This window comes from Methylomonas sp. HW2-6 (assembly GCF_052474525.1).
This window is the reverse complement of record NZ_CP184124.1, coordinates 349317-375681: the sequence shown is the minus strand read 5'-3', so window position 1 is coordinate 375681 and position 26365 is coordinate 349317. Positions and strand designations below refer to the sequence as shown.

Annotated in this window: 29 protein-coding genes, 1 tRNA gene and 1 pseudogene; 20 read left to right on the top strand and 11 right to left on the bottom strand. The window is 56.5% G+C overall.

Annotation, left to right across the window (positions count from 1 at the left end):
- Positions 1 to 250: 250 nt before the first annotated feature.
- The 5 genes from pcnB to panD all read left to right on the top strand — a co-directional run bounded on the left by pcnB (position 251) and on the right by panD (position 4243).
- On the top strand, positions 251 to 1603 hold the full coding sequence (pcnB, locus tag ACH518_RS02790) for a polynucleotide adenylyltransferase PcnB (RefSeq protein WP_445371787.1): 1353 nt from the start codon (positions 251 to 253) through the stop codon (positions 1601 to 1603).
- A complete protein-coding gene (gene folK / locus ACH518_RS02785) occupies positions 1600 to 2103 on the top strand; it encodes a 2-amino-4-hydroxy-6-hydroxymethyldihydropteridine diphosphokinase (protein ID WP_445371786.1) in 504 nt (167 codons plus the stop codon). Before pcnB ends, folK begins: the two co-directional genes overlap by 4 nt.
- Positions 2100 to 2909 (top strand): 3-methyl-2-oxobutanoate hydroxymethyltransferase, encoded by an 810-nt coding sequence (gene panB, locus ACH518_RS02780; protein WP_445371785.1) that lies wholly within the window; start codon positions 2100 to 2102, stop codon positions 2907 to 2909. Before folK ends, panB begins: the two co-directional genes overlap by 4 nt.
- Before the next feature lie 3 nt (positions 2910 to 2912).
- Positions 2913 to 3764, top strand: coding sequence for a pantoate--beta-alanine ligase (panC, locus tag ACH518_RS02775; RefSeq protein ID WP_445371784.1), 852 nt, complete (start codon positions 2913 to 2915; stop codon positions 3762 to 3764).
- A gap of 98 nt (positions 3765 to 3862) precedes the next feature.
- Positions 3863 to 4243, top strand: coding sequence for an aspartate 1-decarboxylase (gene panD / locus ACH518_RS02770; RefSeq protein ID WP_140912763.1), 381 nt, complete (start codon positions 3863 to 3865; stop codon positions 4241 to 4243).
- Positions 4244 to 4285: 42 nt separating this feature from the next.
- On the opposite strand, the gene fliW is transcribed toward panD, so the two are convergent.
- The 3 genes from fliW to ACH518_RS02755 all read right to left on the bottom strand — a co-directional run bounded on the left by fliW (position 4286) and on the right by ACH518_RS02755 (position 8020).
- Positions 4286 to 4744, bottom strand: a complete 459-nt coding sequence (gene fliW / locus ACH518_RS02765) for a flagellar assembly protein FliW (protein ID WP_140912762.1) — start codon at positions 4742 to 4744, stop codon at positions 4286 to 4288.
- Between the two features lie 289 nt (positions 4745 to 5033).
- On the bottom strand, positions 5034 to 5768 hold the full coding sequence (locus tag ACH518_RS02760; protein WP_445371783.1) for a VPLPA-CTERM sorting domain-containing protein: 735 nt from the start codon (positions 5766 to 5768) through the stop codon (positions 5034 to 5036).
- 86 nt (positions 5769 to 5854) lie between these two features.
- A complete protein-coding gene (locus ACH518_RS02755) occupies positions 5855 to 8020 on the bottom strand; it encodes a zeta toxin family protein (protein WP_278210353.1) in 2166 nt (721 codons plus the stop codon).
- Between the two features lie 350 nt (positions 8021 to 8370).
- Here ACH518_RS02755 and ACH518_RS02750 point away from each other — a divergent pair, with 350 nt between their 5' ends.
- Together ACH518_RS02750 and ACH518_RS02745 are read left to right on the top strand one after the other, a co-directional pair.
- On the top strand, positions 8371 to 10401 hold the full coding sequence (locus ACH518_RS02750; RefSeq protein ID WP_445371782.1) for a methyl-accepting chemotaxis protein: 2031 nt from the start codon (positions 8371 to 8373) through the stop codon (positions 10399 to 10401).
- A gap of 52 nt (positions 10402 to 10453) precedes the next feature.
- Entirely contained in the window at positions 10454 to 10996 is a 543-nt protein-coding gene (locus tag ACH518_RS02745; RefSeq protein WP_445371781.1) for a glutathione peroxidase, read from the top strand.
- Positions 10997 to 11028: 32 nt separating this feature from the next.
- Here the strand turns inward: ACH518_RS02745 and ACH518_RS02740 are convergent, their stop codons facing one another.
- Positions 11029 to 11451: a helix-turn-helix domain-containing protein gene (locus ACH518_RS02740; protein ID WP_445371780.1), complete on the bottom strand. Its 423-nt coding sequence runs from the start codon at positions 11449 to 11451 to the stop codon at positions 11029 to 11031.
- Between the two features lie 133 nt (positions 11452 to 11584).
- Here ACH518_RS02740 and tmpT point away from each other — a divergent pair.
- Positions 11585 to 12232 (top strand): annotated as a pseudogene (gene tmpT / locus ACH518_RS02735) (thiopurine S-methyltransferase).
- A gap of 125 nt (positions 12233 to 12357) precedes the next feature.
- On the opposite strand, the gene ACH518_RS02730 reads toward tmpT, so the two are convergent.
- Positions 12358 to 12434: transfer RNA gene (locus ACH518_RS02730), tRNA-Pro, on the bottom strand.
- A 305-nt stretch (positions 12435 to 12739) separates the two neighbouring features.
- On the opposite strand from ACH518_RS02730, the gene ACH518_RS02725 reads away from it, so the two are divergent.
- The 4 genes from ACH518_RS02725 (at position 12740) to ACH518_RS02710 (ending at position 17016) form a co-directional block, all read left to right on the top strand.
- A complete protein-coding gene (locus ACH518_RS02725) occupies positions 12740 to 13414 on the top strand; it encodes a laminin B domain-containing protein (protein WP_445371779.1) in 675 nt (224 codons plus the stop codon).
- Positions 13415 to 13722: 308 nt separating this feature from the next.
- Complete coding sequence (locus ACH518_RS02720; RefSeq protein ID WP_445371778.1) at positions 13723 to 14817, top strand: phosphatidylinositol-specific phospholipase C; 1095 nt, start codon at positions 13723 to 13725, stop codon at positions 14815 to 14817.
- Positions 14818 to 15026: 209 nt separating this feature from the next.
- Positions 15027 to 16442 (top strand): dihydrolipoyl dehydrogenase, encoded by a 1416-nt coding sequence (gene lpdA / locus ACH518_RS02715; RefSeq protein ID WP_445371777.1) that lies wholly within the window; start codon positions 15027 to 15029, stop codon positions 16440 to 16442.
- Positions 16443 to 16479: 37 nt separating this feature from the next.
- Entirely contained in the window at positions 16480 to 17016 is a 537-nt protein-coding gene (locus ACH518_RS02710; protein WP_445371776.1) for a hypothetical protein, read from the top strand.
- Between the two features lie 25 nt (positions 17017 to 17041).
- On the opposite strand, the gene ACH518_RS02705 is transcribed toward ACH518_RS02710, so the two are convergent.
- From ACH518_RS02705 to mutY, 3 genes are all read right to left on the bottom strand, one after another.
- Positions 17042 to 17587: a hypothetical protein gene (locus ACH518_RS02705; RefSeq protein WP_445371775.1), complete on the bottom strand. Its 546-nt coding sequence runs from the start codon at positions 17585 to 17587 to the stop codon at positions 17042 to 17044.
- A gap of 136 nt (positions 17588 to 17723) precedes the next feature.
- The gene (locus ACH518_RS02700; protein ID WP_140912750.1) at positions 17724 to 17996 is read right to left on the bottom strand and encodes an oxidative damage protection protein; all 273 of its coding nucleotides are present in this window, start codon (positions 17994 to 17996) and stop codon (positions 17724 to 17726) included.
- Complete coding sequence (mutY, locus tag ACH518_RS02695; protein ID WP_445371774.1) at positions 17980 to 19047, bottom strand: A/G-specific adenine glycosylase; 1068 nt, start codon at positions 19045 to 19047, stop codon at positions 17980 to 17982. Before mutY ends, ACH518_RS02700 begins: the two co-directional genes overlap by 17 nt.
- 205 nt (positions 19048 to 19252) lie before the next feature.
- Between mutY and murI the strand changes: the two genes are divergently transcribed.
- The 7 genes from murI (at position 19253) to ACH518_RS02660 (ending at position 22917) form a co-directional block, all read left to right on the top strand.
- Positions 19253 to 20077, top strand: a complete 825-nt coding sequence (gene murI, locus ACH518_RS02690; protein WP_445371773.1) for a glutamate racemase — start codon at positions 19253 to 19255, stop codon at positions 20075 to 20077.
- 251 nt (positions 20078 to 20328) lie between these two features.
- Positions 20329 to 20484 (top strand): hypothetical protein, encoded by a 156-nt coding sequence (locus ACH518_RS02685; protein ID WP_278210368.1) that lies wholly within the window; start codon positions 20329 to 20331, stop codon positions 20482 to 20484.
- A gap of 127 nt (positions 20485 to 20611) precedes the next feature.
- Positions 20612 to 20881 (top strand): DUF5710 domain-containing protein, encoded by a 270-nt coding sequence (locus ACH518_RS02680; protein ID WP_445371772.1) that lies wholly within the window; start codon positions 20612 to 20614, stop codon positions 20879 to 20881.
- 35 nt (positions 20882 to 20916) lie between these two features.
- On the top strand, positions 20917 to 21438 hold the full coding sequence (locus ACH518_RS02675) for a M48 metallopeptidase family protein (protein ID WP_445371771.1): 522 nt from the start codon (positions 20917 to 20919) through the stop codon (positions 21436 to 21438).
- A gap of 77 nt (positions 21439 to 21515) precedes the next feature.
- Positions 21516 to 21983, top strand: a complete 468-nt coding sequence (locus tag ACH518_RS02670) for a CBS domain-containing protein (protein ID WP_445371770.1) — start codon at positions 21516 to 21518, stop codon at positions 21981 to 21983.
- Positions 21984 to 22088: 105 nt separating this feature from the next.
- A complete protein-coding gene (locus ACH518_RS02665) occupies positions 22089 to 22232 on the top strand; it encodes a hypothetical protein (RefSeq protein ID WP_186289593.1) in 144 nt (47 codons plus the stop codon).
- Between the two features lie 94 nt (positions 22233 to 22326).
- Positions 22327 to 22917: an LOG family protein gene (locus ACH518_RS02660; protein WP_445371769.1), complete on the top strand. Its 591-nt coding sequence runs from the start codon at positions 22327 to 22329 to the stop codon at positions 22915 to 22917.
- Between the two features lie 3 nt (positions 22918 to 22920).
- Here the strand turns inward: ACH518_RS02660 and ACH518_RS02655 are convergent, their stop codons facing one another.
- Together ACH518_RS02655 and ACH518_RS02650 are read right to left on the bottom strand one after the other, a co-directional pair.
- A complete protein-coding gene (locus ACH518_RS02655; RefSeq protein WP_445371768.1) occupies positions 22921 to 23637 on the bottom strand; it encodes a YebC/PmpR family DNA-binding transcriptional regulator in 717 nt (238 codons plus the stop codon).
- A gap of 140 nt (positions 23638 to 23777) precedes the next feature.
- A complete protein-coding gene (locus tag ACH518_RS02650) occupies positions 23778 to 24500 on the bottom strand; it encodes a hypothetical protein (protein ID WP_445371767.1) in 723 nt (240 codons plus the stop codon).
- 279 nt (positions 24501 to 24779) lie between these two features.
- Between ACH518_RS02650 and ACH518_RS02645 the strand changes: the two genes are divergently transcribed.
- Positions 24780 to 24932: a hypothetical protein gene (locus tag ACH518_RS02645; protein WP_186289592.1), complete on the top strand. Its 153-nt coding sequence runs from the start codon at positions 24780 to 24782 to the stop codon at positions 24930 to 24932.
- A 75-nt stretch (positions 24933 to 25007) separates the two neighbouring features.
- Here the strand turns inward: ACH518_RS02645 and ACH518_RS02640 are convergent, their stop codons facing one another.
- Positions 25008 to 26012: an exo-beta-1,3-glucanase gene (locus tag ACH518_RS02640; RefSeq protein ID WP_445371766.1), complete on the bottom strand. Its 1005-nt coding sequence runs from the start codon at positions 26010 to 26012 to the stop codon at positions 25008 to 25010.
- Positions 26013 to 26365: the final 353 nt, after the last annotated feature.

Sequence of the window (26365 nt, the reverse complement as noted above, 5' to 3'; positions counted from 1 at the left end):
TGCCCGCGGCCTGACGAATGGGTGCGGGCTTGACTGGTATTCAAGGTATTACGCCGGTACGCGGCGCATGGTCGAATTCTACATTCAACACAAGGGAATGTAAAAGAAAGTGCTCGATTGAGCTTAATTCTGGCGAGGTGTTATGATAAAGCCTGATAGCTGCGCGTGCTGCAGCCACACGGTTTGGCAGGTTTCAATCAATTAAAGGAATACAATTATTTTTAGCTTCATCAAAAAGATCTTTGCACCCGTGAGTTTGGCCGCACCATCGGTCAGTGAGCCGGTCGTTGCCGATAGAGCGAAGATTTATCCGCGTTCCGAGCACTGCATCTCCCGCACCCAAATCAGCGAGAACGCACTCAAGGTATTGACGCGCTTGAAAAAAGCCGATTTCGAAGCCTATCTGGTCGGCGGTTGCGTGCGGGACTTGCTGCTGGGACGGGAGCCCAAGGATTTCGATGTGGCGACCAACGCCAGCCCGGAGCAGGTGAAACAAATATTCCGCAATTGCCGCATTATTGGCCGCCGCTTCCGCTTGGCCCATGTCTTCTTCGGCCGGGAAATAATCGAAGTCGCCACCTTTCGCGGCGGCGCCGATAACGAGGAATCCGACCGCCAAGTGGTGCACGAAGACGGCCGCTTGCTGCGCGACAACGTGTTCGGAACTTTGGAAGAAGACGTCTGGCGTCGCGATTTCACGGTCAACGCCCTGTATTACAACATCCGCGATTTTTCGGTGGTCGATTACACCGGCGGTATGCAGGACCACGCGGCCGGGGTGTTGCGCCTGATCGGCGATCCGGAAGTCCGTTACCGGGAAGATCCGGTGCGGATGATCAGAGCCATTCGCTTTGCCGTCAAATTGGGCTTTACGCTGCATCCGGACACCGAGAAACCGATTCACGCTCAGGCCGACTTGCTGAAAAGCATTCCCTCCGCCCGGCTTTACGATGAGGTATTAAAGCTGTTCTTGGCCGGTTACGGTTTGCAAACCTTCGAAATGCTCCGGCATTACGGGTTGTTCGGAATTTTGTTCCCGGAGACCGAGCGCTGTCTGACTACCCAGGAACAGGACTTTCCGCGTCTGTTTTTGATTCGAGCGCTGGAAAACTCCGACCGGCGCTATAACGACGGCAAGACGCTGACGCCTTATTTTCTGCTGGCCGCACTGCTGTGGGAGCCGCTGCAGGTCGCCGCGCAAAAGCGCATCGCCAACGGCGAAAACGAGACGCTGGCTTACCAAAACGCCGCCAACGAAGTTTTGGCGCGGCAAATCAAAATCACCGCAATGCCCAGACACATCACGCAGTCGATGCGCGACGTCTGGTTCATGCAGCCCAAGTTTGCCCGCACCGTCGGCACCCGGCCGTATCGCTTGCTGGAGCAGCCTAAATTCAGGGCGGCTTACGATTTCTTTCAGTTGCGGGCGGAAACCGGCGGCGCCGATCCGCAACTGGTGGAATGGTGGGCGCAGTTCCAGGAGGCCGACGAGGAATTGCGCAAACAAATGACTGCGCCCGGCAAATCCGGCGGCGGCAAACCGCGCAACCGCAAATCCGGCCGCTACCGCTCTCGAACCAAGCCGGTCGCCAATCCGCAATGACGGCGCTGAATCCCGGCGTCGAAGCCTATATCGGCCTGGGAAGCAATCTGGACAATCCGGTCGAACAACTCAAGCAAGCGCGGACCGAGATCTCGACGCTAGCCGGCGTCGCCGAATTGGCCTTTTCTCCACTTTACCGTAGCGCACCGGTTGGCCCGCAGGATCAGCCCGACTTTGTCAACGCGGTGATGAAAATATCCACGAGTCTGGAGGCAGCCGAGTTGCTACGCCAATTGCAGGCTATCGAAACCGCCCATGGCCGTTTGCGTTTGGTTCGCTGGGGGGCAAGGACGCTGGACCTAGATATTCTGCTTTACGGGGCAAGCATAATCACCGAAGCACAGTTGGTCGTACCGCACCCGGAAATGGCGAAACGGGGGTTTGTGCTGTATCCGTTGGCCGACATCGCGCCGGCCGATTTGCCTATCCCAGGGTTCGGGCCGCTGGTGGACTTGCTGGCTGCTTGCCCTCAGGCCGGTTTACAGAGGCTGGAGCCGTGAAACTTTACGCCGATACCGCAAAAAGTCTGACCATCAGCGATTTGGCCGCGATGAAGCGTAACGGCGAGAAGATCAGTTGCCTGACCGCTTACGATGCCAGTTTCTCGGCGCTGTTGGATCAGGTCGGAATCGACGTGCTGTTGGTCGGCGATTCGTTGGGCATGGTGATCCAAGGTGCCAACAGCACCGTGCCGGTCACGGTCGACGACATGGCTTACCATTGCCGGTGCGTGGCAGGCGCGGCGCAACGGGCTTTCATCGTCGCCGATTTGCCGTTTGCCAGCTACGCCGAACCAGCCCAAGCCTTGGCCAATGCTGCGCGCTTGATGCAGCAAGGCATGGCGCAGATGGTCAAGCTGGAGGGCGCAAAAATCGACGTGGTGCGTTTTCTGGCGGACCAAGGTGTGCCGGTTTGCGGCCATCTGGGTTTACTGCCGCAATCGGTCAACCGCTTGGGCGGATATCGGGTGCAAGGCCGCGACGCTGCGCAGGCCGAAGCTATCTTGCGAGAGGCGCAGCAACTGGAACAAGCCGGGGCCGGGCTGTTGGTGCTGGAATGCGTGCCGGCTGCGCTGGCCAAAACAATCAGCCAAACCCTGGGCATTCCGGTGATCGGTATCGGCGCCGGCGTCGACTGCGACGGTCAGGTACTGGTGTTGTACGATATGCTCAACATCGGTGCCGGCAATCGGCCCCGCTTCTCCCGCAACTTCATGGCCGGTGCGGCGAGCATAGAAGACGCTGTCGGCCGTTACCATCAGGCGGTTAAAGCCGCGCAATTCCCCGGGTTGGAACACAGCTACTAATCCATGCAAACGGTCGATAACGTCGCCGAGTTAAGGCAAATCATTCGGCAATGGCGGCAAGCCGGCCAGAGCATCGGCTTCGTGCCGACCATGGGCAATCTGCATGCCGGCCATATTCATTTGGTCGAAACCACCAAGACGCAAGCGGACAGGGTTGTCGCCAGTATTTTCGTTAATCCGACCCAATTCGGCCCGAACGAAGACTTCGACAGCTACCCGCGCACCGAAACCCAGGATACGGAAAAATTGGCCGCCTGCGGCGCCGACTTATTGTTCTTGCCCGGTGTCGCCGAAATATATCCGCGGGCTTCGCAAACCCGGGTGTCGGTTGCGGGGCTATCTGCTTTGCATTGCGGTGCCAGCCGGCCCGGTCATTTCGACGGCGTCGCCCTGGTGGTTTGCAAGTTGTTGAACATGGTTCAACCGGATTGGTTGTTGATGGGGGAAAAGGATTTTCAGCAGTTGGCTCTGATTCGGCAGATGGTGGCCGATTTGAATATTCCGGTTACGGTGCAGGGTGTAGCGACCGTGCGGGAAGCCGACGGCTTGGCGATGAGTTCGCGCAATGGTTATTTGACCGAGCTGCAGCGGCAAACTGCGCCGGCTTTATACCGGGCTTTAATTGAAGCCCGTGATGCCTTGCTGGCCGGGGCGGCCGATTATCGAGCGGTGGAGGACGGGGGTAAACACGCGTTGCGAGCGGCCGGATTTAACGTGGATTATTTTTCGGTCTGCCGGATCGCCGACTTACAGCCGGCCGGACCCGGCGATACGGAGCTGGTGGTGTTGGCCGCCGCCAAATTGGGTTCTACCCGCCTGATAGACAACGTGTATTTTTGTATGCCAAGCGCTTGAAGATGCAGGGTTTTCGCGCAAAAATGCTAATGCTTAAATTTGATAGCCAATCCGATTTCAGGCATAATCGCCTGCCCTAGTATTGGAACTTGCTTACCATGAACATAAACATGCTTAAAGCCAAGCTGCATCGCGCCCGCGTGACCAATTCGGAATTGGACTACGAGGGTTCATGCGCGATCGACGGCAAGATTTTGGATTTTTCAGGGATCCGGGAATACGAGCAAATCCATATCTATAACATCAACAACGGCCAGCGTTTTACTACTTACGCTATCCGTGCCGAAGAGGGCTCGGGCATTTTCTCGATTAACGGCGCGGCCGCCCGTTTGGCATGCCCCGGCGATTTAATTATCGTCTGCGCCTTCGCCAGTCTCGACGAGAAGGAACTGAAAAACTACAAGCCGACTTTGGTTTACTTCGACGGCAACAACAAAATCACTCATTCCAGTCATTCCATTCCTGTTCAGGCCGCCTGATTCGATCGGCCGCCGCGGTTGATGCGGCGGCCGATAGCCTTTTTAGGCTTCAGATACGTCTATTTCGCTGACTTTCTCGGTCAGTGTAATGCTCTGCTCTATCGCCACCAGTATCTTTTGCATGCCGATCCGTTTGTTGGCATTAATCAAGATCGGCGATTTAATCGAACCCTTGATAGTGGGTTTGCCGTTCTCCTGCTCGTTGTCCTTGTGCAGCAGGATCAGAATTACCAATTCGTCACCGGGGGCAACTTGCAGCAAGTCTTCCTCGGGATCGGTCACGGTAAAGTTGTAGTTGATGTTGAAATGAGCAGGATGTGCGACCGAGAAGGTCAGGTCTTCATTGTCCACCGATTGCAGCCAATATACGATTTCGCTACCTTCTTGATGGAACAGTTTGAAACGGGTTTGATCTTCAAAACCGGGCAGGCCGCGCGGAAAATTGATGATGGTTTCCGGATTGATTTCCTGGTTGCCTAATAACTTCGATTGAATTTCCATGGTCCCGCCCGTGTTGAATGAAATCTGAATCGGCAATTTCTGCCTAACGCACCAATGTATAGCACGGAGCCGGTTATTTGCAATCTCGCGGGCTGAAACGGGAGTTTCCGGCAATGAAAAAATGCGCATTGATCTGGCTACACCGCTAGCGGGAGTCTTGCGGTAGCTGTCGGCAGGAAATCAGGAAAAAGCCAACCGCAAATTCAAACAGAAAGGTTTGCCGAAATTCGGGAAGGGAAATCAAAACGGCCCGCAGAAGCGGGCCGTTCAATGCCTGGAGTGCGGAAAATTAAGCGAGGGTTTTGCGGCGTTGCCAGCCCAAAAAACCCACCACGCCGCTCAAGAACATCCAGGCGCTTGCCGGCAACGGTACGCCGGTAACGGTATCGGTAGGCGTTAAATTATTGATGAAAGAATCGCTGTTGCCCGCCGCGCCGATCGATCTGACGTGCAAACCGATCCGCAACGCACCGCTAGTCAGCGCGGTCGTGACGTCGTCGAAACTGTAGCCGCTATTTAGCGAGACCAGGATTCCTAGTAGATCGGAACTGGTATTCACGCCGAGATTCGGATTGCCCGGGTCGACATTGGCACCAAAATAAGGCGTAGGCGCGAAACCGGGAACTGCGTTATTGCCGCCCGGCAATACTACGTTTTTCAAGGTTCCGTTGGGTTTGGTCCAGCTTACCGGGCTGAAAGAGGTAAAACCGCTCAGGCTATTGAAGATCGAGGTTTGCGAAGCCAGCAAGCCGCTATCGTCGAAATAAACTTCGGCGATGTTGGAAGCGATCTGGGCGCTGTTGGCAAAAGTAAACAGGATTTTGTTGGTCAGGGATTGATTCAAAAATGCCGCGGCGTCGGTATTGTTGTAAACGTCCATTTGCAACTGGCTACCGACATCTTGGGCGCCGTTGCTGGTGATGCGGGTGAAATTAAAGCTGGTCGGCGCGGCCAGCGCGGATGCCGACGATAACATTAAGATGCCGGCCATCGCCGCGCTTTTGAAAATGGCGGTCACATTCATAGATTGTCTCCAACGAGTAAAAAAGTGTTGCAGACAATCATACTGGGCTAAAACTTAACTGTGACTGAACCAAAGGACAATAGGCTTCATTCGAGGCTGCCTTGCAATCGGGTCACCCAGGAATCCTTTGCGTAAGGATCGATGTGAAATGCCGATGCGGCCGGTTTATGCAGCAAGCCCTCTTCGCCGGATGCGTTTGGATTGAGTTGGCGTTTCTCGACGAAGTCGATTAGCCGGCGCAAATGGTAGATCGCCAATACCCGGTTGGTTTCGGCGCCCTTGTATACCAAATAGCCGACGTTGTCTTCGCCGATGTCGCTGTTGCGTGCCAGTAAACCGGCCAAGCGTTGCTCGTCAGTGCCGGCCAGGCTTTTCAAGGTGGAATCGGGATGCGCGCGGGTCAAGTCGAGTAAATGTGATGCCAGGTTGCCATTCAGCTGCTGTTGTTGCAGGTGATCCAATTCGCCGTCGTCCAACAGAAAGCTTTCGGCAACCAGATAGTGCCGGTCGCGCTCGCCGTCGTTGGCGAACAGCGATATTTTCGACACTGCCGTGTCTTCCAGTGCGTGCAAAAACTCTTGCGGCGAGCGTATGTGCTTGTCGATGGTCACAACCCAAGGCAAGGCGCGGCCGCTCGCGTGAAACCGGGTTTTGACGCTGCCTACCACACCGGAGCGCGATAGCTCTAACTCCCGGCCGGCCGGCTTCACCAAGAAAGCGTCTACTGCGGTAATCTGCGTGCGAAAACCGGCCGCCCGGAATTGGCCGATAATCGTCGAATAACGCGGATGGTAAGGAATACCGGTGCCGTCGTACAAAATGTTGATACGTTGTTCGCGAGCCCTTTGCGCGACCAGGTCGCGTAGCCGGTTGGCGAAGGGTTCGATGTAAATGTAATCGTCGCTGTGATGGTTGGCGGCGGTCAGTAAACGATATAAATCGCTGAGTTTGCGGAATTCGTCCAGCGATGCGATGACGAAATTGTCGCCGCAAATTGCGCCGGCAATTTCCTCAACCGCGGTTTTGCCGGCACCGGCTCCGCCCATACTCATTAAAAACTGCGGTTCCGCCGCCGGCGTTTTACCGGTAAAGATCGCATCGCAGGCCGCCAGCAGGATGCGGTTGATTTTGCCAAGCCGGTCGTAAGCGATTTCCACCGTGCGCCGCAGCCTTGTCTCCCGCTGGGCGGCGGTCAGCATCTTGTCTTTTAAAGACGGGTTGTCCGCCAATAAGAACAAGTTAGCCTGTTCTCCGCCACACTGTCGCAACAGGTCGAGCAGTTCGGCCTGACTCGGCGAGCGCAAACCGGTCAACATGTTGACGTCCAGGCAAAATAAAGGCGCAATCCCATCACTGCGGACCGGAATCGCGTCGACCTCGGTCTTGCCCGGCGCGCGCAAGTCCTCGGTGCCGGGCAGATAGCCGATCACGTGTTCAGACACACTGAGCGGGTTGTCCGCGAAATGCTGGCCGGCGATCAGTTGCTCGGCTGAAATGCTCGACAACGGCACCAGGCCGCCTGTGACGGTGAGCAGGCATTCGATGCCGTCCGGTGTGGTGTGGGACAGAAATGGAATGCCGAGCAAAAAGCGCTTGTTCTCCGGCCATCTGCCGTAGCGGTTGGCATGATTGCGCAGGTGTTTGGTGCGGGTACAATCCAGCGCGTGTTGGAAGGCTCGGCTCAATGCCCGGTGCTGGCTGGCGTGGTTGTGTAACACCCGAGCGTCTTCCGCGGTCAGGCGGCGGAAATCGATGCCTTGGTCGTAAACCGCTTTGAAGGCCGGCAGATTGCCTAATGCGGTGATAAAGAAGTCCAGCGTGATCCGGTTGCCGTAAGCAAATGGCCTGATTACCCTTAACGAGTGGTAAAAGCTCGCCAGCCGCTCGGCGATGTCTTCGCTGTAAATAACAAAACCGTTGTTGTCGAAAATCGCACTGTCGCGATTGCTGTCGCCGTCGAGCACCAAGCGCTCGATGGCGATCCGGAATTGCTTGCGCTTATCGGCCTCCGGCATCGTGCCGGGGCGGTGCGGGACCGTGGGCTGTTCTTTCCAGTCGCTGAACATTTCGCGGTGAATCCGCGAATATAAACCGGTCATGTAGGTGACCCGTTTGGTCTGATCGTGAGAAACCGTGGTTTCCAATTCGTTCAATAGCGTGGACAGCAAGCTGGTGCCCTGGGCAATCGCCAGCGCAGTACGCAAGCGTTTTAATGGGCGGTAACCCGGCAGGGTCCGGCAGGGGTTTGACATGTTTTACCCTCTTATTATTTTTTTCGATTGGGATTCGGCCGTCGCCGGAGCTGAAAATTACGTGGTTTGCCGGCAGAAATCAATTGCCCGATGCGTATCTTGCCATACCCCATCGCTTCCTGCGGAAAGAAGCCGGATGGCTCGGTGCCCGGGCATGTCGGCTGGTCTTGAGTCGACTGACTTTGCGCGTTTCGGTCGAGGGGCTGCCGAAGCGATAAAACCAGTCTAATTATGCGGGATTGGCGGTCGGCTGCTCAGCGTTGGGTTAGCATCCAAATTTGTCGGCTGCGAATACGTTCGGAACAATCCTTGCCTATACTTTGCAGCAATTAATTACAAGGGCTTAATTTATGGATTTTTTGATTGCTCCGGCCGTGACGCTGATGAATAGACTGAGTTATCCGGCCAAATTCACGTTGTTGTTCTTGATAGTCTTGATCCCGATGCTGGCGATGGGCAGCATTTTGGTCAAGCAATTTGTCGGCGAAGCCGAATATCTGCAAGGCGAACGACTGGGCCTGGACTATATCAAGCTGCTGAGATTGCCGATCGAACATATTCAACAGCACCGGGGTATGACTAATGCTTACCGCAACGGCGCCGGACAGTTCAAGGAACGCATCGTCGGTAAACGCCAGGAGATCAACGCCGATTTCACCGAGTTGGCGCGGCTGGACCAAACGGCAACTTCCCTCCTGAAAACCGCGGAGCGGTTGGACAAACTCAAGCAGCAATGGGAAACAGTCCAAACCAACGCGATGGATCAGGAACTGAGCGCAGTGATAGGAGCCCACAATAACTTGATTGCCGATGGTCTGGATTTGATCACCCATATCGCCAATACTTCCGGCATCATCCTCGATCCGAAGCTGGACAGCTTTCATCTGGGTTTCGCGCTGACCGCGGATTTACCGCAACTGATCGAATTCATGGGCCAAACCCGAGCGCTGGCTTCCGGTGTTGCGGCGAAAGGCCAACTCAGCCCCGAAGCGAAAAATAAACTGCTGCTTTCGATGGCCAATATCGGCACCTATGCCCATAAGCTGGATAGCGGCCTACGGGTGGCGGCTGCCGAAAATCCCGCTGTCGGCGCCAAGCTACAGAGCTTGATCCAAAACCATATCCAGGCCTTGACAGCAATGCAGGATTTAATCCGCCGCGAATTGCTGGAAAGCGAGACCGTCAACGTCGGCAGCGACAGCGTGTTTCAGACTGCTACCGAAGCCATCACCCAGTCTTACCGACTTTACGACGGTCTGATTCACGAACTGAGCGCGCTGTTCGCAGCCCGTGCTGACGCGGCTAACCAATCTTTGCAGTTTACCGTGGCTGGCGTGGCCGGCGTGCTGTTCGTCGTGGTGCTGCTGCTGGCCGGGTTGACCCGTTCGGTTAACCGGAATATCGCGCTGATCAATAGTGCAACCCAGCGTATCGCCAAAAACGATTTGACGGTGCGCCTGGCTATCGATTCCGCAGACGAAATGCGCGAAATCGGCAAAAACTTCAATGCGATGGTCGAAACCAGCTCGGCCCTGCTGCGTGAGATCATGCTCACCAGTACCGACTTGCGTGTGTCTTCTGAGCAAGTCTATAGCGTTGCCAACCAAAGTGCTGCCCACATCGATCGCCAGCGCCAGGAAACCGCTTCGGTGGCGACGGCGGTCACCGAAATGAGCGCGACCATCCACGAAGTGGCGTCTACTACCAACAATGCGGCGCAAGCGGCGAGCAGCGCCAACGAACAAGCCAAAAACGGCAAAAATGTGGTGCAAGGCACTACCCAGGCCATCAGCCAACTGGCGCGAGATGTCGAAGCGGCCGCTAACGTGATCCGAAATCTGGAAAAGAGCAGCGAATCGATCGGCGCGTTGTTGGATGTGATCAAAAGCATCGCCGAACAGACCAATCTGCTGGCATTGAATGCGGCAATCGAAGCGGCCAGAGCCGGCGAGCACGGCCGCGGTTTCGCGGTCGTGGCCGACGAGGTGCGCAGCCTGGCCAGCCGGACCCAAGAATCGACTGCAACGATAGAAAACATGATCGCCCAATTGCAAAGCGGTACGCGCGAGGCGGTCAGGGTGATGCAACAGAGCTGTAATCAAGCCCAGATCGGCGTCGAGCGCTCGCAAGATGCCATGCAGATGTTGGAATCGATTAGCCGCTCGGTAGCGACGATCGACGCGATGAATTTGCAGATCGCCAGCGCTTCGGAGCAGCAAAGCGCGGTCACCGAGGAAATCAATCGCAATATCATCCACATCACCAGCCTGTCGGAACAAACCGCAACCGGCGCCGAACAAACCACGCAAGCCGCTAGCCACCTCAACCGGTTGGCGGAAAATCTGAACGGTTTGATTAACCAGTTCAAGATCGGCGCTTGACTTGCCGGGCAGCCCGGTAAACTGGCCTGCTTGGTTACAGCGGAGCACGACTATGAAAACCTTGATGTTATTGCTAAGTATCTGCGGCGTGGCGCTGCCGGCGTTCGGCGCCGAAACCTGCGCCGATTTGTTGAACTTTAAAATGGCCCGGTTGCGATCCACCGAACAAATCGACTTTTGCCAAGCCTTCCGGGGCAAGCTGGTTCTGGTGGTCAACACCGCCAGTAATTGCGGCTACACCCCGCAATTCAAAGGTCTGGAAGCGCTATATCAAAAATACAAGGATCGCGGCTTGGCAGTGGTGGGCTTTCCGTCCAACGACTTCAATCAGGAATTCGACGAGGCCGAAAAAACCGCGAAAGTGTGTTACATCAATTACGGCGTGACCTTTCCGATGCTGGAGAAAAGCGCGGTGACCGGCGCCAATGCCAACCCATTCTTCCGGAAACTGGCCGAGGCCAGCGGCCAGGCGCCGCAATGGAACTTTCATAAATATCTAATCGGCCGTAACGGCGAATTAATCTCGGCTTTCCCCAGCAACACCACGCCGGAGCAATTGGACGCCAAAATCGGCGAATTGCTGTCCGGGCATTGATTCCGTGCGGGTCGGGAAAACTTTGCGGCGCGCTAGTCGCCGTGCTTGAAGTTTTTCCCGATTCGTCCTGTTCCTGCCTTACGCGTAGAAATTTTCAGCAAGCGTAAAAACTTCGGGCACTCGAAATGGCTGGCCGCGTTGCAGTCCGCGGCATGAAGCAGGCCATCGCGCATCAAGGCCAATTCCTGGATTCTGCGATCCAGCTCCCGAGCTTGCGCGCGCAACAAATCGCGGTCGATGTTCATCCCTTCGGCCGAGAGCATCGTGGCAATCTGGTCCAGCGACAACCCGGCGCGCCGGCCCAAAGCGATCAGCCCCAGTCTTTGCAGCGTTGCGTTATCGAACTGTCGCCGCAGGCCGACCCGGCCGCTGGAGCGGATCAGGCCTTTTTCCTCGTAATACCGCAACGTGGACGCCGGCAATCCGGAAATCCGTGCAGCTTCGGCAATATCCATCCGTTTTCCTTTCGAAATTAATGCTTGACTTAAAGTCGGCTTGAGCTCGTATTCTGAGCTGGAACCCCATGCGCCGCAATGCCCGATGCAACGCGGCGGCATGGCAATGACCCCGAACCCGTGAGGAGAAAACATGGATGCGACTTTTTGGCACCAAAAATGGGAGCGCCGCGAAATCGGCTTTCATCAGCAACAGGCCAACCCGTTATTGGTGGCTCATTTCGGTAAATTGAATTTGGCGATCGGCAGCCGGGTAATGCTGCCCTTGTGCGGTAAAACCCGCGACATCGCCTGGTTGCTGGCATCCGGTTTCCGCGTCGCCGGCGCCGAACTGAGCAAGATCGCGGTCGAGGAATTGTTCGACGAACTGGAACTGGCGCCGTAGACTCAATCGGCCGGCCCGCTATGGTATTATCGGGCGGATAACATCGACCTGTTCGTAGGTGATATTTTCGAGCTGTCGGCCGACCTGCTCGGTCCGGTAGACGCGGTTTACGACCGTGCCGCTTTAGTCGCGCTGCCCGCCGAAATCCGGCAAAAATACGCAGCCCATCTGACTGGCTTGACTGGCGCCGCGCCGCAGTTGTTGGTGGCATACGAATACGACCAAATGCTGGCGGAAGGCCCGCCGTTTTCTGTGGCTGCCGACGAAGTGCGCGACCTTTATGCCGGCAATTACCGCTTGACGCCGTTGGCCTGCACTGTAGTTGAAGGCGGTTTGAAAGGTAAGGTGCCAGCGCGAGAAACGACTTGGTTAATCGAAAAACCGGATGCGCAGTAGATAGGGCGCTTGTATTCGATCATGATGCTCAGCGAAGGCTGAAAGCTTTATCAATGTCCGGTGAGGCCGAAGGGCGGGGTCCGGTTTCATGGCAAACGAAACCGAGGGTAAATCTGCGGAAAATTTGGTCGGAGTGAGAGGATTCGAACCTCCGGCCCCTGCCTCCCGAAGGCAGTGCTCTACCAAGCTGAGCTACACTCCGTAACGTCAAATATTTTAACAAAGACCGTTAAAACCGACATGTAATTTTTTACGAGACATGCGCGCTGCGGCCTTAATTTTCCGCGGTTGCCGGTTAAGGGCGGGACCGTAGGCGGCGAAAGGATGGCTTGAAAATGGTCGCCCGTGGACGCTTTCGGCATTGGTATTTATTTGGAATCGATGCCAACTAATTTCGACAGCCTGCTAATATTTCACGAGAGCGTGCCTGACTGCGGCTGTTAGTCTGCGCTGGCGCGGATTAACGCTAACGAAAATACCGGGTTGTTTGCCCTGGGAGAAGTGAAGATGAAACTAGCCCGTCTATTCTATTTTAACGTTGTGTTCGCGCTGATTTTGCAACCGGCGCAAGCCAGTGTGACCAGTTCGTTCGATGTCGACAGCGAGAGCTGGCAAATCGTCAGCTTTGCCGATTTTAGCCAGAACGACTACAGGATTGTCGGTCAATACCAGCCCAGTTTCATGACCGGCGGCGGCAACCCTGGCAACTATCTTGCCGCAAACGACCCGGATGCCGGCGACTTTACCTTTTCCGCGCCGGGCGCATTTCTGGGGGCTCAGTCGGCGGCCACCGGTCTGTCCTATGATTTGACCTACCGCAACGGCGACGTAAATTGGCAGACTACCGACGTCATGTTGGTCGGGAATGGCCTACGCTTGCTTTGGAAGCGCAATCCAGACATCGTACCCAATAGTGGTTGGACGCACATTGGTTTGAGCTTTACGCCGTCGTCCGAATGGAGGTTGGGTACCTCGACCGGCGGCTTTGCCAGTGAAAACGACTTCCGCAATGTGCTATCCAATTTGAGCGGGCTATACATCCACGGTGAATTTACCAATGGTATTGTCGAAACCGCCGGATTGGATAATGTGGTGTTGCAAACTGTGCCGTTGCCGGGGGCTTTCTGGCTCTTTGGATGGGGGCTCTGCGGTTTTTGGCGCTCCGCCCGCCTGAATCGCTAGCGCTAGGCGGAAAGAATTGATCTGCAACGCTGGGGGCGAAAAGCATGAGCCAATAGCGCCCTTTCCCCGCTTCGGCACGCCGATTGATTGCGACTATTTCTGGAAAGGAGTCGCACGACATAAGGTAGATCTACGGTATTTCGTGCAGCATGGAATACGTCTGCTGCGGAAAATTCCGCGCTGAATCTAAAATAAGCGATATAAATCAATATCCTGGGTTGTGCTTGCTGTATTGGCACGCGGTTTGACTGTTATCGGTTAACCGAAGTTGAACTTCGGCACCCGATAACCAAAACCAGGAGATAGCCATGAAATTCACCGCCACGCTAACCGCATTCGCCATCGCCGGCCTGGTCGCCGTCAACGCCGAAGCCGCCACCGTGATCGACCGCGAAGCCTATTCCCACGACGCCGACAACGGCGCCTACAACCCGGACTGGCTGGCCGAACTGCCGGATACGCTGAAACTAAGCCAGCTATCCCTACCCGGTACTCACGACACGATGTCTTTGTACGGCGGCGATGTTCCGCAAACCCAATCCATGGATCTGCGCGAGCAACTCGAAGCCGGCATCCGGGTATTGGATATCCGTTGCCGCCACGTCAACAACAACTTTTTGATTTACCACGGAACGGTTTACCAGAAAGCCAGTTTTACCGACGTACTCGACGCGGTGCAGGCGTTTTTGACGCAACACCCCGGCGAAACTGTGGTGATGCGGGTCAAGGAAGAATCGACTCCGACCGGTAATACCCGCGAATTCCGTCAGACCTACGACGCGATTACCGCCAAATATCCCGGCCTGTTCTGGCAACCCGGCGGCAACTTCAATCCGGCGCTGGGCACGGTACGCGGCAAGGTCGTGCTGCTGCAAAACTTCGCGGAATCGACCCGGCAGGGTATCAACTTTAGGGAGCTGGAGCGGCAGGGTACTGCGCCAGACGACTGCCCTTTAAATAGCAATTGGGACTTGTACGGGGTTTGGGAAAAGGCCAGGACCCAATTCATGGCGGCCGCCAGTGGCGACCAGGACAAAATCTATATTAACCGCTGTCTGACCGGTTCCACCGGCGGTTTTCCGTACTTCGCCGCCAGCGGCAAAAGTTCGCCGCAAACCGATGCGCCGCAGTTGATGACCGGCTTGACCACGTTGACCAATCCCAACACCTATCCGGATTTTCCGCGGGTGAATTGCCTGGGCAAGCTGTGTTCGATCGCCTTTCTCGGTACCAATCCGCTGAGCAGCCAATTTTTGCGCAATCTGCGTACCAATTACGCCGCATTGAATCAGGTTTACCAAACCCTGAATCTCAATATCCGGGTCAGCAAGCGGATCGGTATGGTGATGATGGATTTTCCCGGTAAAAGCTTGATTAACAACATCATCGCGATGAATAAATAGGGTCTTTGGCAGTACGCGCCGCAGGTCGGCCGAGCTGCGGCTACCGTCCCGAATTCCCGGCCAATCGCCCCTGCCGAATCAGCGGACTCTTGGCCGGGGCCGATTAATTTTCTATCCTGCGCGGTAACCGGTAAAATCGTCGCATAAGCTATGCGCCAGCTTGCCGAAGGCGGCGGTAACCGATTTCACCATTCAGGGAGTTCCATTTCATGAGCAATACACAAACTCACGCCGAAGTTCTGGTTTTGGGCGGCGGCCCGGGCGGGTATACCGCGGCGTTTCGCGCCGCAGATTTGGGCAAGCAAGTGGTTTTGGTCGAACGCCATCCGGTATTGGGCGGCGTTTGTCTGAACGTCGGCTGCATTCCGTCCAAGGCATTGTTGCACGTCGCGCAAATCATCCACGAAGCCGAGGACATGGCCGCGCACGGCGTTAGTTTTTGCAAGCCGCAAATCGATCTGGACAAAGTCAGAAGCTGGAAGCAGAGCGTGACCGAAACCCTGAACGGCGGTCTGGCCAAACTGGCTAAACAGCGCAAGGTGACGGTGATTCACGGCGAGGGTAAATTCGCTGGCGCCAACAGCCTGACGGTGACCAACGAGTCCGGTATCCAGACCGTGACTTTCGACAACGCGATCATCGCCGCCGGCTCGCAGCCGACCAAAATTCCCGGCTTCCCGCACGACGATCCGCGGGTTTGGGACTCCACCGACGCCTTGAGTCTGAGCAGCGTGCCGGAGAAACTGCTGATCGTCGGCGGCGGCATCATCGGCCTGGAAATGGCGACGGTTTACCATGCATTGGGTTCGAAAATCAGCGTGGTGGAGTTGATGGACCAGATCATCCCCGGCTGCGACAAGGATTTGGTCACGCCGCTGCAACGCAAGATCAAAAAGCAGTACGACAACCTGTGGCTGAAAACCAGCGTCAAGGCGATGGAAGCCACCGATGCCGGCATTAAGGTGGCGATGGAAGGCAAAGACGCGCCGGAAAGCGAAACCTTCGACGCGGTATTGGTCGCGGTCGGTCGCCGCCCCAACGGTAAGCTGGTCGATGCCGACAAGGCCGGCGTTAATGTCGACGAACGTGGTTTCATTACGGTCGACAAACAAGGCCGCACCAACGTTAGTCATATTTTTGCGATCGGCGACATCGTCGGCAACCCGATGCTGGCGCACAAAGCCACTCACGAAGGCAAAATCGCCGCCGAAACCATCGCCGGCCACAAAGCCGGTTTCGATGCATTGACCATTCCGTCGGTGGCTTACACCGACCCGGAAGTGGCCTGGATGGGTTTAACCGAAACCCAGGCCCAACAACAAGGCGTCGAATACGACAAAGCCACCTTCCCCTGGGCCGCCTCCGGCCGTTCGCTTGCCTTGGGCCGCAGCGAAGGCTTGACCAAAATCCTGACCGATAAAGCCACAGGCCGCATTCTCGGTGCCGGTTTTACCGGTCCCGGCGCCGGCGAATTGGTGGCCGAAGCGGTATTGGCGTTGGAAATGGGCGCCGATGCCACCGACATCAGCCTCAGCATCCATCCGCATCCGACCCTGTCGGAAACCTTCGCCTTCGCGGCGGAGATGATCGAAGGCACGATCACCGACTTGTACGTGAAGAAGTAAAGTTCGGGCCGGCCGGTTTTCGGAAAGGAATCAAGCGATGGCTTATAACCGCCGCTACGGCCTGGACGAAGTTCACCGGATATTGTGCGACAGCGAGCGTCGGCCGCGGCCCGAATTGGCCGCCGCTGTCGCCAAGCCCGGTCACGCCATTTCGCTACACACCGAGGCGCGCGAGGATTTTTTTTCGCGCGGCGGCGCCAAGTTACCGGCGAAAGATTCGATTCTACTCGGTTCGCGCAAACACCTGATCCAGGCCGTACACGAGGTGTTGAATTCGGTGCCGGGCCAGATTGAGTTGGCCAAGCTCAACAATCCGCAATGCAAAAAGGTCGAAATTCGCGGCGTCGTATTACGCAAAGGGCGCGATTTCGACATCTTTACTGTGTATCGTCCGAAAACCAAGGGCGCCCAAACGTCGTTCGACTGGCTATCCACCCACAAGGGCGACGGCTTTATCCTGCAGTTGTTTATCCTGGTTTGCAAACTGCCGGGTAGCAGTCGCGAAGAAATTCATATCCAAACCGCTTTCCCGGAAGATTACGCCAGAACCTCAGGCGACGATATTTTGCGCTGAGGTTGCCGTACCGACGATTGGTGCGTCAGGCGGCTTTCTTGGCTTCGCTGCCGCGCGCCAGCAATCCGTTACGGCCTTTTTCGGCCAAGGCCAAAATTTGGTAAGCCAGATCGTCGGCGACGTTCAATTGCTGCAGGGTTGCGTTCAGATGTTCCATCACAATGTCGTAATGGAAGTCATCCGGTCCCAGCTTGATCAGGAAGCTGTGCGCGGGACATAGCAGCGTGATGGTTCTGATTTCCTGACCGCCGATAATGTCCAGCAAAAATGCGAAATCGTTGCCGGTGACCAGGCTGGGCTTGGCGTTGGTGCGGGCAAAAGCCACCGTGAAATACTGGTCCAGCGCTTCCAGAACCGCTGCGTCTTTGCTATTGAAGCTGCTGAAATAAGCCTTGAGGTAAGTCTTTAGCGCCGCGGTTTGTTCGGATGCCGGTTTGGTGAAAAAGAAGCGGTTGATGCGGTAGTCGTCGAGCATCTTGGCGTAAAACACGTCGACGATGCGGCCGACCCAATTGGCGTCGCTGAGAGCGGTGCGCATCGATTGAATTTGCGGGGCTACGGTTGCGCTCATGGCTGTCTCCTGGCACGGTTGATAACGCTCGCCAGTCTGCCAGTGAAGCCCCGCTTGTCAAATTTATGCTCAGATATCGGATAGACAAAAGTTGTGCAGGGCGGTGGGCCTGAAACCGGCCGCGCCGCCCAGCGGTTCAATCCTTTTTCGGTACGTAACCTTCCGGCATTTCGAAGCCGCCGGCGAACAGGAATTTCTCGCGCTCCGCTTCCAATACCTTTTTTGCCGATGGGTCGAAACTGGCCAGGCGGCGCTCGTTGATGATCATCGTCTGCATCGCCAGCCAGTCTTTCCAGGCCTGTTTCGAGACGTGCTCGAAAATGCGTTGGCCGTTCGGGCCAGGAAACGGCGGTGCATCCAGCCCTTCCGCTTCGATGCCCAGTTTCACGCATTTAACCATTCTCGTCATAATAATCCTCGGGATAATGTTGTTGCAGCAGGCGCTTGACCGGTGTCGGCAAGCCAAGTAACGCAAAGTCGGCGGCTTTATACCAAACCGTCCGATCCGCTTCCATCACATTGTTTCTGGGGTTTTCCAGTCTGGCCAGCAGTGGCGTGTAATCCAAGTGGTAATGGGAAAAAGTGTGGCGCCTGGTCGGCAGCACTTGCGGAGTTTGTTCGGTCCGGCCCTGCTGTCGACACCAGTCGCCGGCGGCGGCCATGTCGTCGAATTCCGGCAGGCTCCACAAGCCGCCCCAAATACCGGTTGGCGGCCGCTTTTCCAGCAAGATGCGGTCGTCCGCGTCTTGCAGCAGTAGCCAGTAAGTCTGTTTGATCGGCAAAGCCTTGCGCGGTTTGGCTTGCGGCAATTGCCGGGTCAAACCTTGCTGCCGGGCCTGGCAGCCGGCTGCGACCGGACAGATTTCGCACAACGGTTTGCTGCGGGTACACAGCGTGGCGCCCAGGTCCATCATGGCTTGAGTGTAGGCGGCGGTGCGCTGCGGCGGTGTGTATTCGGCGGCGATTTGCCATAGCTGCTCGCTGACGCGGGCTTCCCCCGGCCAGCCGGAAACTGCGTGGTAGCGGGCCAGCACCCGTTTGACGTTGCCGTCCAGAATCGGCTGGCTCTGGCCGCAGGCGATGCTGAGAATGGCGCCGGCCGTCGAGCGGCCGATGCCGGGCAATTCGCACATGCCGGCCAATGTTTGCGGAAATTCGCCGCCGCCGGCCGCGACGATTTGCGCAGCTTTGTGCAGGTTGCGGGCGCGGGCGTAGTAGCCCAGCCCCGACCAGTATTGCAGAACTTCGTCCAGTTCGGCGGCGGCCAGGCTTTGCACCGACGGGAAGCGCGCCATGAAGCGTTCGTAATAGCCGATCACGCTGGCGACCTGAGTTTGTTGCAGCATGATCTCGGAAATCCAGACCCGGTAAGGGTTGATATCGCGTTGCCAGGGCAAATCCTTGCGGCCGTGGCTGTCGAACCAGGCCAGTAGTTTGCGTTGAAATTGATCGGGGGGCATGGTTGTCGTTAATTCTGTTCCTGGTGTCTGCGGCTACGTTAGCATGAACCGGGGTGGCTTGCTTATGCTCGAGCCGGTTGCGGCGTAAACAGTTGCCGATTGTCATATACATCGGTTTCGAGCGCACGCCCCCGATCTGTTACCGATGCTGATATAGTTACCGGCCAATAGCGTTTACCAAACCAAGTTCGTCATCAGTTCTATCATGAAAATGCCTGCCGCCGACGCGCCGATCGGTGTATTTGATTCGGGCGTGGGCGGATTGTCCGTGTTGCGGGCGATCCGCGCCGAGTTGCCCAATGAAGATTTGCTGTACGTGGCCGATTCCGGTTACGCGCCTTACGGCGACCGCGATGCCGGTTTCATCGAAGACCGGTCGGCTGCCATTGCCGGATTTTTAATCGACGAGGGCGCTAAGGCCATTGTCGTCGCTTGCAATACCGCTACCGTCGTGGCGATCGAAAAACTGCGCGCCTGGTGCCCGTTGCCGGTGGTGGCGATCGAGCCGGCGATCAAGCCGGCTGCCGGCATCACCCAATCCGGCGTGATCGGCGTGTTGGCGACTCGCCAGACGCTGGCTAGCGCCAACGTGGCCCGGCTGTGCGCGGCATATGGCCAGGACGTCGATATCCTGTTGCAACCTTGCCCCGGCCTGGTGGAGCAGGTGGAAAAAGCCGAGTTGGATAGTCCCGCCAGCCGGGCCTTGCTGGAAACGTATCTGGCGCCGCTGCTGGCGGCCGGAGCTGATACCATTGTGTTGGGCTGTACCCATTATCCGTTTTTACTGCCGCTGGTCAGAGAAATCATCGGTCCCGAGCGGGCCATCATCGATCCGGCCACCGCGGTGGCCAAGGAATTGGCTCGGCGCCTGGGCAATCAACGAGCCTCGGCATTGCGCCCGGAGCCGGCGCGCACCCGTTTCCTGTCCAGCGCGGCGGGCAGCAACGCCAGTTCGGTGGTTTCGGCCTTATGGGGCAGCCCGGTCCTAGTCGAGCCGATCCAGGCCAGGCCAATCGCAGCGATTGGCTAGTGCCGGCAACCGGGTGCATAGGCATCAGGCTAAATGTCCGGCAGTCGTTTTCGCCGCCCCCTTTGAGATCAGCGGCCAAGCCCCGAAGATGCGAAATCCCAAGCGGCCCCGGTAGTGAGCGCTGGGGCCTTGGAGCTTGCTTGCTGGCTTTTGTGCGATTTTGAGAAACAATGTGTGTGTTATTTGTGCCATTGTTAATTAAATTGGTCGCCCCTATAGTCTAGCCATGGGTTTGACTATTGGAGTAGACCATGACTAACGCACAAAAAGATATTTTGAACGGTTTGGCCTTCATCACTGGAATCGTCGGCTTCTTATCCGGCGAGTTTATTATTTCGTCGCTGTTGTTCGCCACGACCACCTTTGCCAGCAACATCAACATAAACCGGAAGAATCGGGAAAACTGATTGCTTGCGTCCCGCGCCGGCCGCGGACGGAAAGGATTGCGTTTAGCCGACGATTGACGGTTTGGCTGGTGCGGCCAATCATTTACAATGCCGGCATGATTGAGACTTCGACTTCGCCGCGCATCGTATGACCACGGCCGCAAAAACCTATTTGAATGTGCCTTACGCGCAAAAAGACGCCGCGAAAGCGCTTGGGGCGCGGTGGGATGCCGCCAACAAAAAATGGTATATCCCGGCCGGCAAGGATCCGGAGCCGTTCGGCCAATGGCTGGGTGCCGCGGAACCCGCCGCCAAGGCAGATTCCGCGACGCCGGTTGCGGTGTTGGCGGCAAATATTACCCAGCCGGCCGATAGCAACTTCGTCGCTTACGACGGTGATGAACCGCCCTGGGACTGACCGGTGCGGATTCCGATACCGGCGGTTACAAGCTTATGCCGCCGCTGAAATACCTGGCCGGCTATCCGACCGACGTCCTGGATCAAGTCGGCCGTTTGCTCGATAGCGGTCGCATGACTGCAATTCTGTTGCAAAAATATCCGCTGGCCCACGACATCAAATCCGACAAAGCGCTGTATGCGTATGTGATGGATTTGAAAAACCGCTTCCTGCGCCAATCCGCGCCCCTCGGCAAGATCGTATACGACGACAAAATCGATATCGAACACCAGGCTTTGGGCTTGCACGCCACTGTTTCGCGGGTACAGGGCGGACGATTGAAATCCAAAAATGAGATCCGCATCGGGTCGGTTTTCAAAACTGCGCCGCTGCCGGTGCTGGATACGGTCGTCGTCCACGAATTAGCCCATTTGCGCGAAAAACAACACAATAAAGCGTTTTACCAGCTGTGCGAACATATGCAGCCGGGTCACCGGCAGATGGAGTTCGATATGCGTTTGTATCTGACACATCTGGATGTAATCGGCCCCTTGTACTTGCCGGAATGCGGCGCTTGATTTTTGCCGCCTATGCTCGGACTATTAGCCAATAACCGGATCCTTTGTAAAGGATTGAACCTGTAGCGGAGAACGACATGCTAGTTTCGGAATTGATGACCACCAAGGTGTTTACCGTAGAACCCCACGACCTAATCGACCGGGTGTTTTTTCTGATCCACTACGAAAAAATCCGCCATCTGCCGGTGGTCGAGAAAGGCAAACTGGTCGGTATCGTCTCGGACCGCGATTTGTATAAGGCCTTGGGCCCGAAAAGCAATTCCAACGTCGTCGAAGCCAACAAGGACAACACCCAGTTGCACGTGGTCTCGCAGAAAGTCGTGCACATCATGCACCGCGGCGTCTACACCGTGACGCCGGATACGCCGGCTTCGGCGGCGGCCGCGATGATGGCCGACCACCGCATCGGCGCATTGCCCGTCGTCGAAAAAGACAAATTGGTCGGCATCCTCTCCGCCACCGACATTTTGCGGGTATTCGCCAAGTTGGAGCGGGCGCACGAACAATTGGAAAATGACTTGAAGCAAGGCAAAACCGGCGCTTAACCCTGACGGCGGCATGGTTGACAGCGGCCTGACCGAGGTCTAAAACGTCGGCTGCAGCATCCGCCCGGATGCCGTTACGCCAACTTCAGCCAAGAGGTCGCCGTTATGATGAGAATGTTGCTAGAGGTGGTAATGGTGCTGGCCTTGGTCGGCGGTTTGTTTTTTGCGACCAAGGTTTTGGCCAAGGAAAACCGCGACGGCGATAAGTCTGACGGCGATTCGTCGGCGGATTCCGACCGCGGCGACTGAGCGCTTTCAGTCCAACAGCCGGCCAGGCGGGGCGGAAGCAATCTATCGGCAATCGCTGCCTTTTTGCACCGAACAATCTTTTGGGATTTGAAAAATGGCTGCCATACGCAGTATCTGTGTTTACTGCGGTTCGAGTCCGGGCCGTAGCGAAATTTACGCCGCCGGCGCCCGGCGACTGGCCGAAGCCTTGGTCGAGCGCGATTTGCGTTTGGTTTACGGTGGCGCCGGTATCGGCGTGATGGGAGTGGTCGCGGATCGGGTATTAGAACTTGGCGGCCGTGTGGTTGGCGTAATTCCGCAGGCCCTGGCGACCAAGGAAGTGGCTCATCCCGATTTGACCGAGTTGCACGTCACCGCATCAATGCACGAACGCAAAATGCGGATGGCCGAGTTGGCTGACGGTTTTATCGCGTTGCCCGGCGGTATCGGTACCCTGGAAGAACTGTTCGAAATCTGGACCTGGGCTCAGCTCGGCTTCCACGACAAACCCTGCGGCGTGCTGAATATCGGTGGTTATTACGATACGTTGATTCGATTCCTGGATCATGTTACTGCCGAACAATTCGTCAAACCGCAGCAGCGGGCGATGTTGATGGTGGAAGCCGAGCCGTCAGCGCTGCTGGATCGCTACGCCGGCTACCGGGCGCCGGCGGTCGAGCATTGGCTGGATCGCAGTCAGACTTGAGCTTTAGTACTCGGCGTCGTGGTAGACGTTTTGCACGTCGTCCAGATCGTTCAACATATCCAGAAATTTTTCGAACATCGCTACGTCATCGCCGCTGATCGGCGTCGATCCTTTCGGTAAAAACTGAATCTCGTCGGCTTCGAAGTCGATCTCTCCCAGCAGGTCCAACAGGGCTTGTTTAGCCTTGAAATAATCCGAATGCGGCGTGAAAACGGTGAGTTTACCGTTGTCGTTTTCCATGTCAGTGATGTCGACGTCGGCATTCAGCAAGGCCTCCAACACCGCGTCTTCGTCGTCGTGCTTGAACGCCAGAATCGCCGAGTGGTCGAACATGTGGCCGACCGTACCCGGCGTACCGATCTTGGCCTTGGTTTTGGTGAAACACAGGCGGACGTCGTTAAAGGTGCGGTTCGGGTTATCGGTCAGGCAGTCGACGATGACCATGCAGCCGCCGGGACCGAAGCCTTCGTAACGCGCCGGGGCGAAATCCTCCCCGCCGGCGCCTTTGGCTTTGTCCAACGCCTTCTCGATCACGTGGGACGGCACTTGGTCCTTCTTGGCTCGGTCGATCAAGCCGCGCAAGGTCAGGTTGCCGGCCGGGTCGACACCGCCGGACTTGGCGACCACATAGATTTCGCGGCCGTATTTGCTGTAAATCTTGGTTTTGGCGTCGGCCGTTTTGGCCATCGATACTTTTCGGTTTTGATAGGCTCTGCCCATGACTGCGCTGCTCCGGGAAATCGCGGTAATGAAGTCGGCGGATTTTACAGGCAGTTTTTAACGAGGGGAACCGTTAGCGGGCATTTCCTCGGGTACCGGCGCCGCTTCGAGCGATTCAGGGCGCCGGATTTCGTAGCGAGCTAACTCGGTAGCGCGGTTCGCTGTGGCCTGCCGGCGCTAAGGATGCCGAAGCAGGCGGCGGCAAACAGCCATAGCATCGGCGGTAGCGGTACGGCGCTGACGTCGAATGCGATTTCGCCGATTTCCGAAACCAGGTAAGCGTCGTAATAGGTATGGATCTGCAATCTGACGTAGCGACCGACCGAGTCGTCCAGGTCGAATACCGTTGCCGGATAGGGCGCGCGCGGCCGGTTATCGTCCGGCATTTCCGGATTGGTAAATGAACCTACAGCAGTGGGGTTGGCGAAATCGGCGGTCGTCGAACTATACAGGCTGATTTCCGCCACATTGGCGCCACTGTTGGCAGCCATGTTCCACAACGCCATCTGTTTGATGCTGTAGTTGGCGCCTAAGTCGAAATCAAGAATGCCAGTGCACGGGCAATAAGCCGGGCTGATCCAGCCGTTGCCGATTTCCGGGGTGCCGCCGATATGGGTTGGATTCGAGGCGATGTATGCGGCGAAATCCGTGGCACCGCTGGTGAAGCTCAACGAAAGGCCTGATTGGTTGAACATCGGCGTCTCGTCGGTATTGGCCGGAAACCCCGAGATGCCTTTGTAATTGCCTATCGTATTGTTGATCACCGCCACCGGCGACAGGATGGTGCCGGCCAGCGTCGGTTGAGTCATTAAAATCAAGGCGAGTGTGGCGGCGATAGTGCGCAGTCGGGCAAAGCAATGCATAAAACCTCCTGTAGAGTTGAGAGCCTCTGAGCGACACAGCGTAAACTTTTGAGGCGAAGGCTTTTGCAATCTACTCTAGCGTTATAAGTCCGTCAAATTTTTGCTATCCATTCGAATTAAAAAAAAATATTGCATGTCGCGTGACTGTGAAAGTGGCTTGACATCGGTGCCGGTAGCGGACCCGGCTCACATTGAAGCGTCGGTTTGTTAAGCAATTTGTAAGGCAGCGCGGCCAGAATGCCGCCCGAACCAATTGCAAACAACACGGAGTATCCGCTCATGACTAAACCGAAGATGAAGTTGATCAAACATATCTGGGTTTGTTCTTGCCCGCTGGCGATCGGCGCCGGCCATTCCGCCAAGGAGGCTTACAAACGCTGGAGCGATAATTGGAAAGCAAAATCGGTATTTTTGCCGGAGTTTCGTTGCTGATCTGTACACAAGCCCATCGAGTTTGCCGGCAACGGTGGGGCTTGTTCCCCACCGTTGCTTGAGTAGTCTGTTGCTTTAATGTTCTTTGTCGGCGAACGGTTGCAGGCAGGAATAAGGTTCCAGGCCTTGGCATAGCCCCCAAAAACTACCGAAAATCCCTTCGCTGCCCGGTTTCCAGTTTTCGGAGAAGGCTTCGAACACGACGCCGGACCACCCCCGTTCCGCCAGTTTTTCGAAGGTGGAACGCACCACCAAGGCCTGATTTTCCGAGTTGGCGATCCCGCAGCGTTGGCCGGTGTGGCGATTGGTTTCCGAGCCGCCTTCCGGGCCGTTCGGCCAGCCGAATTCGGTAATCACCACGTCTTTGTCGGGATAGGTCCGGCGTAGATCCTCAACCCGGGCGATATGGAAATCGGCGGCTTGTTCCGCGGTCGTGCAGGAGTGAATCGGCGAAAATTTATTCTCCCACCACGGAAAAATATTGGTGCCTATCCAGTCCACCTTGTCGGCAAACAAGGTTGGCCGGCAGGTCAGGCTGCGGTCGCACCATTCCCACCAGGTGTCGATGGTTGTGAGCGGCTGGCGGACCCCGGCCCGGCGCAAACTGTCTATGCAGCGCAAGATTTCGCCGTCGAAACGGTTGCCGTGGCGGGTGCGGACTTCCGAGCCGCAGCTCATAGCGATAATCGTTTCCGGGTAGGATTTGGCCGTTTCGATGCCGGCGGCGATGGAGTGGGTATTCATCGCTATATCCTTGTCCAGCCAGACGATGGCGATGACTTTAAGATGCCGGGTTTGGGCCGAGGCGAATACTTCGCCGAGGCCATTGATGACGCCGTAAGTCATGATGCAGCGAAATGGGGTTTGCTCGATAAGCTGGTCGAGCAGACCGTCTATCAATTGCCGGGACGGCGGCGGACCGTGCTCCGGCGTCAGGCTGCCGACGTAAGGGCTGAACGCAGCGCATTGCAGTGTCTCCCGGCCGAATTGCACTTGCTCCGGCGGCGGCTGGGAAGCCTGGGCTTGCGCGTAGTCGGCGAGAAACAGTTGCAAGAGCAACAAAACTAATGAGCGTTTCATGGTGCCTCCGATATGGGTTGTTATGTTACGGCCGCGGTTGCCGCGAGCGGCGGATGGTTCGTGGTTTTTCAACCTGGGTTTGCCGGTGTTGTCGAGTACCCGGTGTTTTGCTTCAGCCGCGCCGGCAGTATTTAGCATCGGCAGCCAAGCGCCAGCCCGGCTGAACGAAAAGGCGGCAATCGATGTTCAAACGCCGGGAAACGGTGGCGAAATCCGGCAATGGCCTTGCCGGCGGCGGAAGATAAATGTCAGTCCGGTTTTAATCTGGCGTTAAGCCGGGTTTGTTGAAGTCGTACCCGATTTTGGCCGACTGCCGCTACGTTAGCGGATGGCCGGAACGGAATAGTCGGAAA

Bases quoted from the DNA above. Each gene is read 5' to 3' on its own strand.
- murI (WP_445371773.1), top strand. From the start codon at position 19,253: ATGAAAATGCCTGCCGCCGACGCGCCGATCGGTGTATTTGATTCGGGC.
- lpdA (WP_445371777.1), top strand. From the start codon at position 15,027: ATGAGCAATACACAAACTCACGCCGAAGTTCTGGTTTTGGGCGGCGGC.
- ACH518_RS02725 (WP_445371779.1), top strand. From the start codon at position 12,740: ATGAAACTAGCCCGTCTATTCTATTTTAACGTTGTGTTCGCGCTGATT.
- ACH518_RS02760 (WP_445371783.1), bottom strand. From the start codon at position 5,768: ATGAATGTGACCGCCATTTTCAAAAGCGCGGCGATGGCCGGCATCTTA.
- ACH518_RS02710 (WP_445371776.1), top strand. From the start codon at position 16,480: ATGGCTTATAACCGCCGCTACGGCCTGGACGAAGTTCACCGGATATTG.
- ACH518_RS02700 (WP_140912750.1), bottom strand. From the start codon at position 17,996: ATGACGAGAATGGTTAAATGCGTGAAACTGGGCATCGAAGCGGAAGGG.
- ACH518_RS02640 (WP_445371766.1), bottom strand. From the start codon at position 26,012: ATGAAACGCTCATTAGTTTTGTTGCTCTTGCAACTGTTTCTCGCCGAC.
- ACH518_RS02665 (WP_186289593.1), top strand. From the start codon at position 22,089: ATGATGAGAATGTTGCTAGAGGTGGTAATGGTGCTGGCCTTGGTCGGC.
- fliW (WP_140912762.1), bottom strand. From the start codon at position 4,744: ATGGAAATTCAATCGAAGTTATTAGGCAACCAGGAAATCAATCCGGAA.
- mutY (WP_445371774.1), bottom strand. From the start codon at position 19,047: ATGCCCCCCGATCAATTTCAACGCAAACTACTGGCCTGGTTCGACAGC.
- ACH518_RS02745 (WP_445371781.1), top strand. From the start codon at position 10,454: ATGAAAACCTTGATGTTATTGCTAAGTATCTGCGGCGTGGCGCTGCCG.
- ACH518_RS02680 (WP_445371772.1), top strand. From the start codon at position 20,612: ATGACCACGGCCGCAAAAACCTATTTGAATGTGCCTTACGCGCAAAAA.
- panD (WP_140912763.1), top strand. From the start codon at position 3,863: ATGAACATAAACATGCTTAAAGCCAAGCTGCATCGCGCCCGCGTGACC.
- ACH518_RS02755 (WP_278210353.1), bottom strand. From the start codon at position 8,020: ATGTCAAACCCCTGCCGGACCCTGCCGGGTTACCGCCCATTAAAACGC.
- ACH518_RS02645 (WP_186289592.1), top strand. From the start codon at position 24,780: ATGACTAAACCGAAGATGAAGTTGATCAAACATATCTGGGTTTGTTCT.
- ACH518_RS02740 (WP_445371780.1), bottom strand. From the start codon at position 11,451: ATGGATATTGCCGAAGCTGCACGGATTTCCGGATTGCCGGCGTCCACG.
- ACH518_RS02670 (WP_445371770.1), top strand. From the start codon at position 21,516: ATGCTAGTTTCGGAATTGATGACCACCAAGGTGTTTACCGTAGAACCC.
- ACH518_RS02650 (WP_445371767.1), bottom strand. From the start codon at position 24,500: ATGCATTGCTTTGCCCGACTGCGCACTATCGCCGCCACACTCGCCTTG.
- ACH518_RS02720 (WP_445371778.1), top strand. From the start codon at position 13,723: ATGAAATTCACCGCCACGCTAACCGCATTCGCCATCGCCGGCCTGGTC.
- ACH518_RS02655 (WP_445371768.1), bottom strand. From the start codon at position 23,637: ATGGGCAGAGCCTATCAAAACCGAAAAGTATCGATGGCCAAAACGGCC.
- ACH518_RS02705 (WP_445371775.1), bottom strand. From the start codon at position 17,587: ATGAGCGCAACCGTAGCCCCGCAAATTCAATCGATGCGCACCGCTCTC.
- ACH518_RS02675 (WP_445371771.1), top strand. From the start codon at position 20,917: ATGCCGCCGCTGAAATACCTGGCCGGCTATCCGACCGACGTCCTGGAT.
- ACH518_RS02685 (WP_278210368.1), top strand. From the start codon at position 20,329: ATGACTAACGCACAAAAAGATATTTTGAACGGTTTGGCCTTCATCACT.
- ACH518_RS02750 (WP_445371782.1), top strand. From the start codon at position 8,371: ATGGATTTTTTGATTGCTCCGGCCGTGACGCTGATGAATAGACTGAGT.
- panC (WP_445371784.1), top strand. From the start codon at position 2,913: ATGCAAACGGTCGATAACGTCGCCGAGTTAAGGCAAATCATTCGGCAA.
- folK (WP_445371786.1), top strand. From the start codon at position 1,600: ATGACGGCGCTGAATCCCGGCGTCGAAGCCTATATCGGCCTGGGAAGC.
- ACH518_RS02660 (WP_445371769.1), top strand. From the start codon at position 22,327: ATGGCTGCCATACGCAGTATCTGTGTTTACTGCGGTTCGAGTCCGGGC.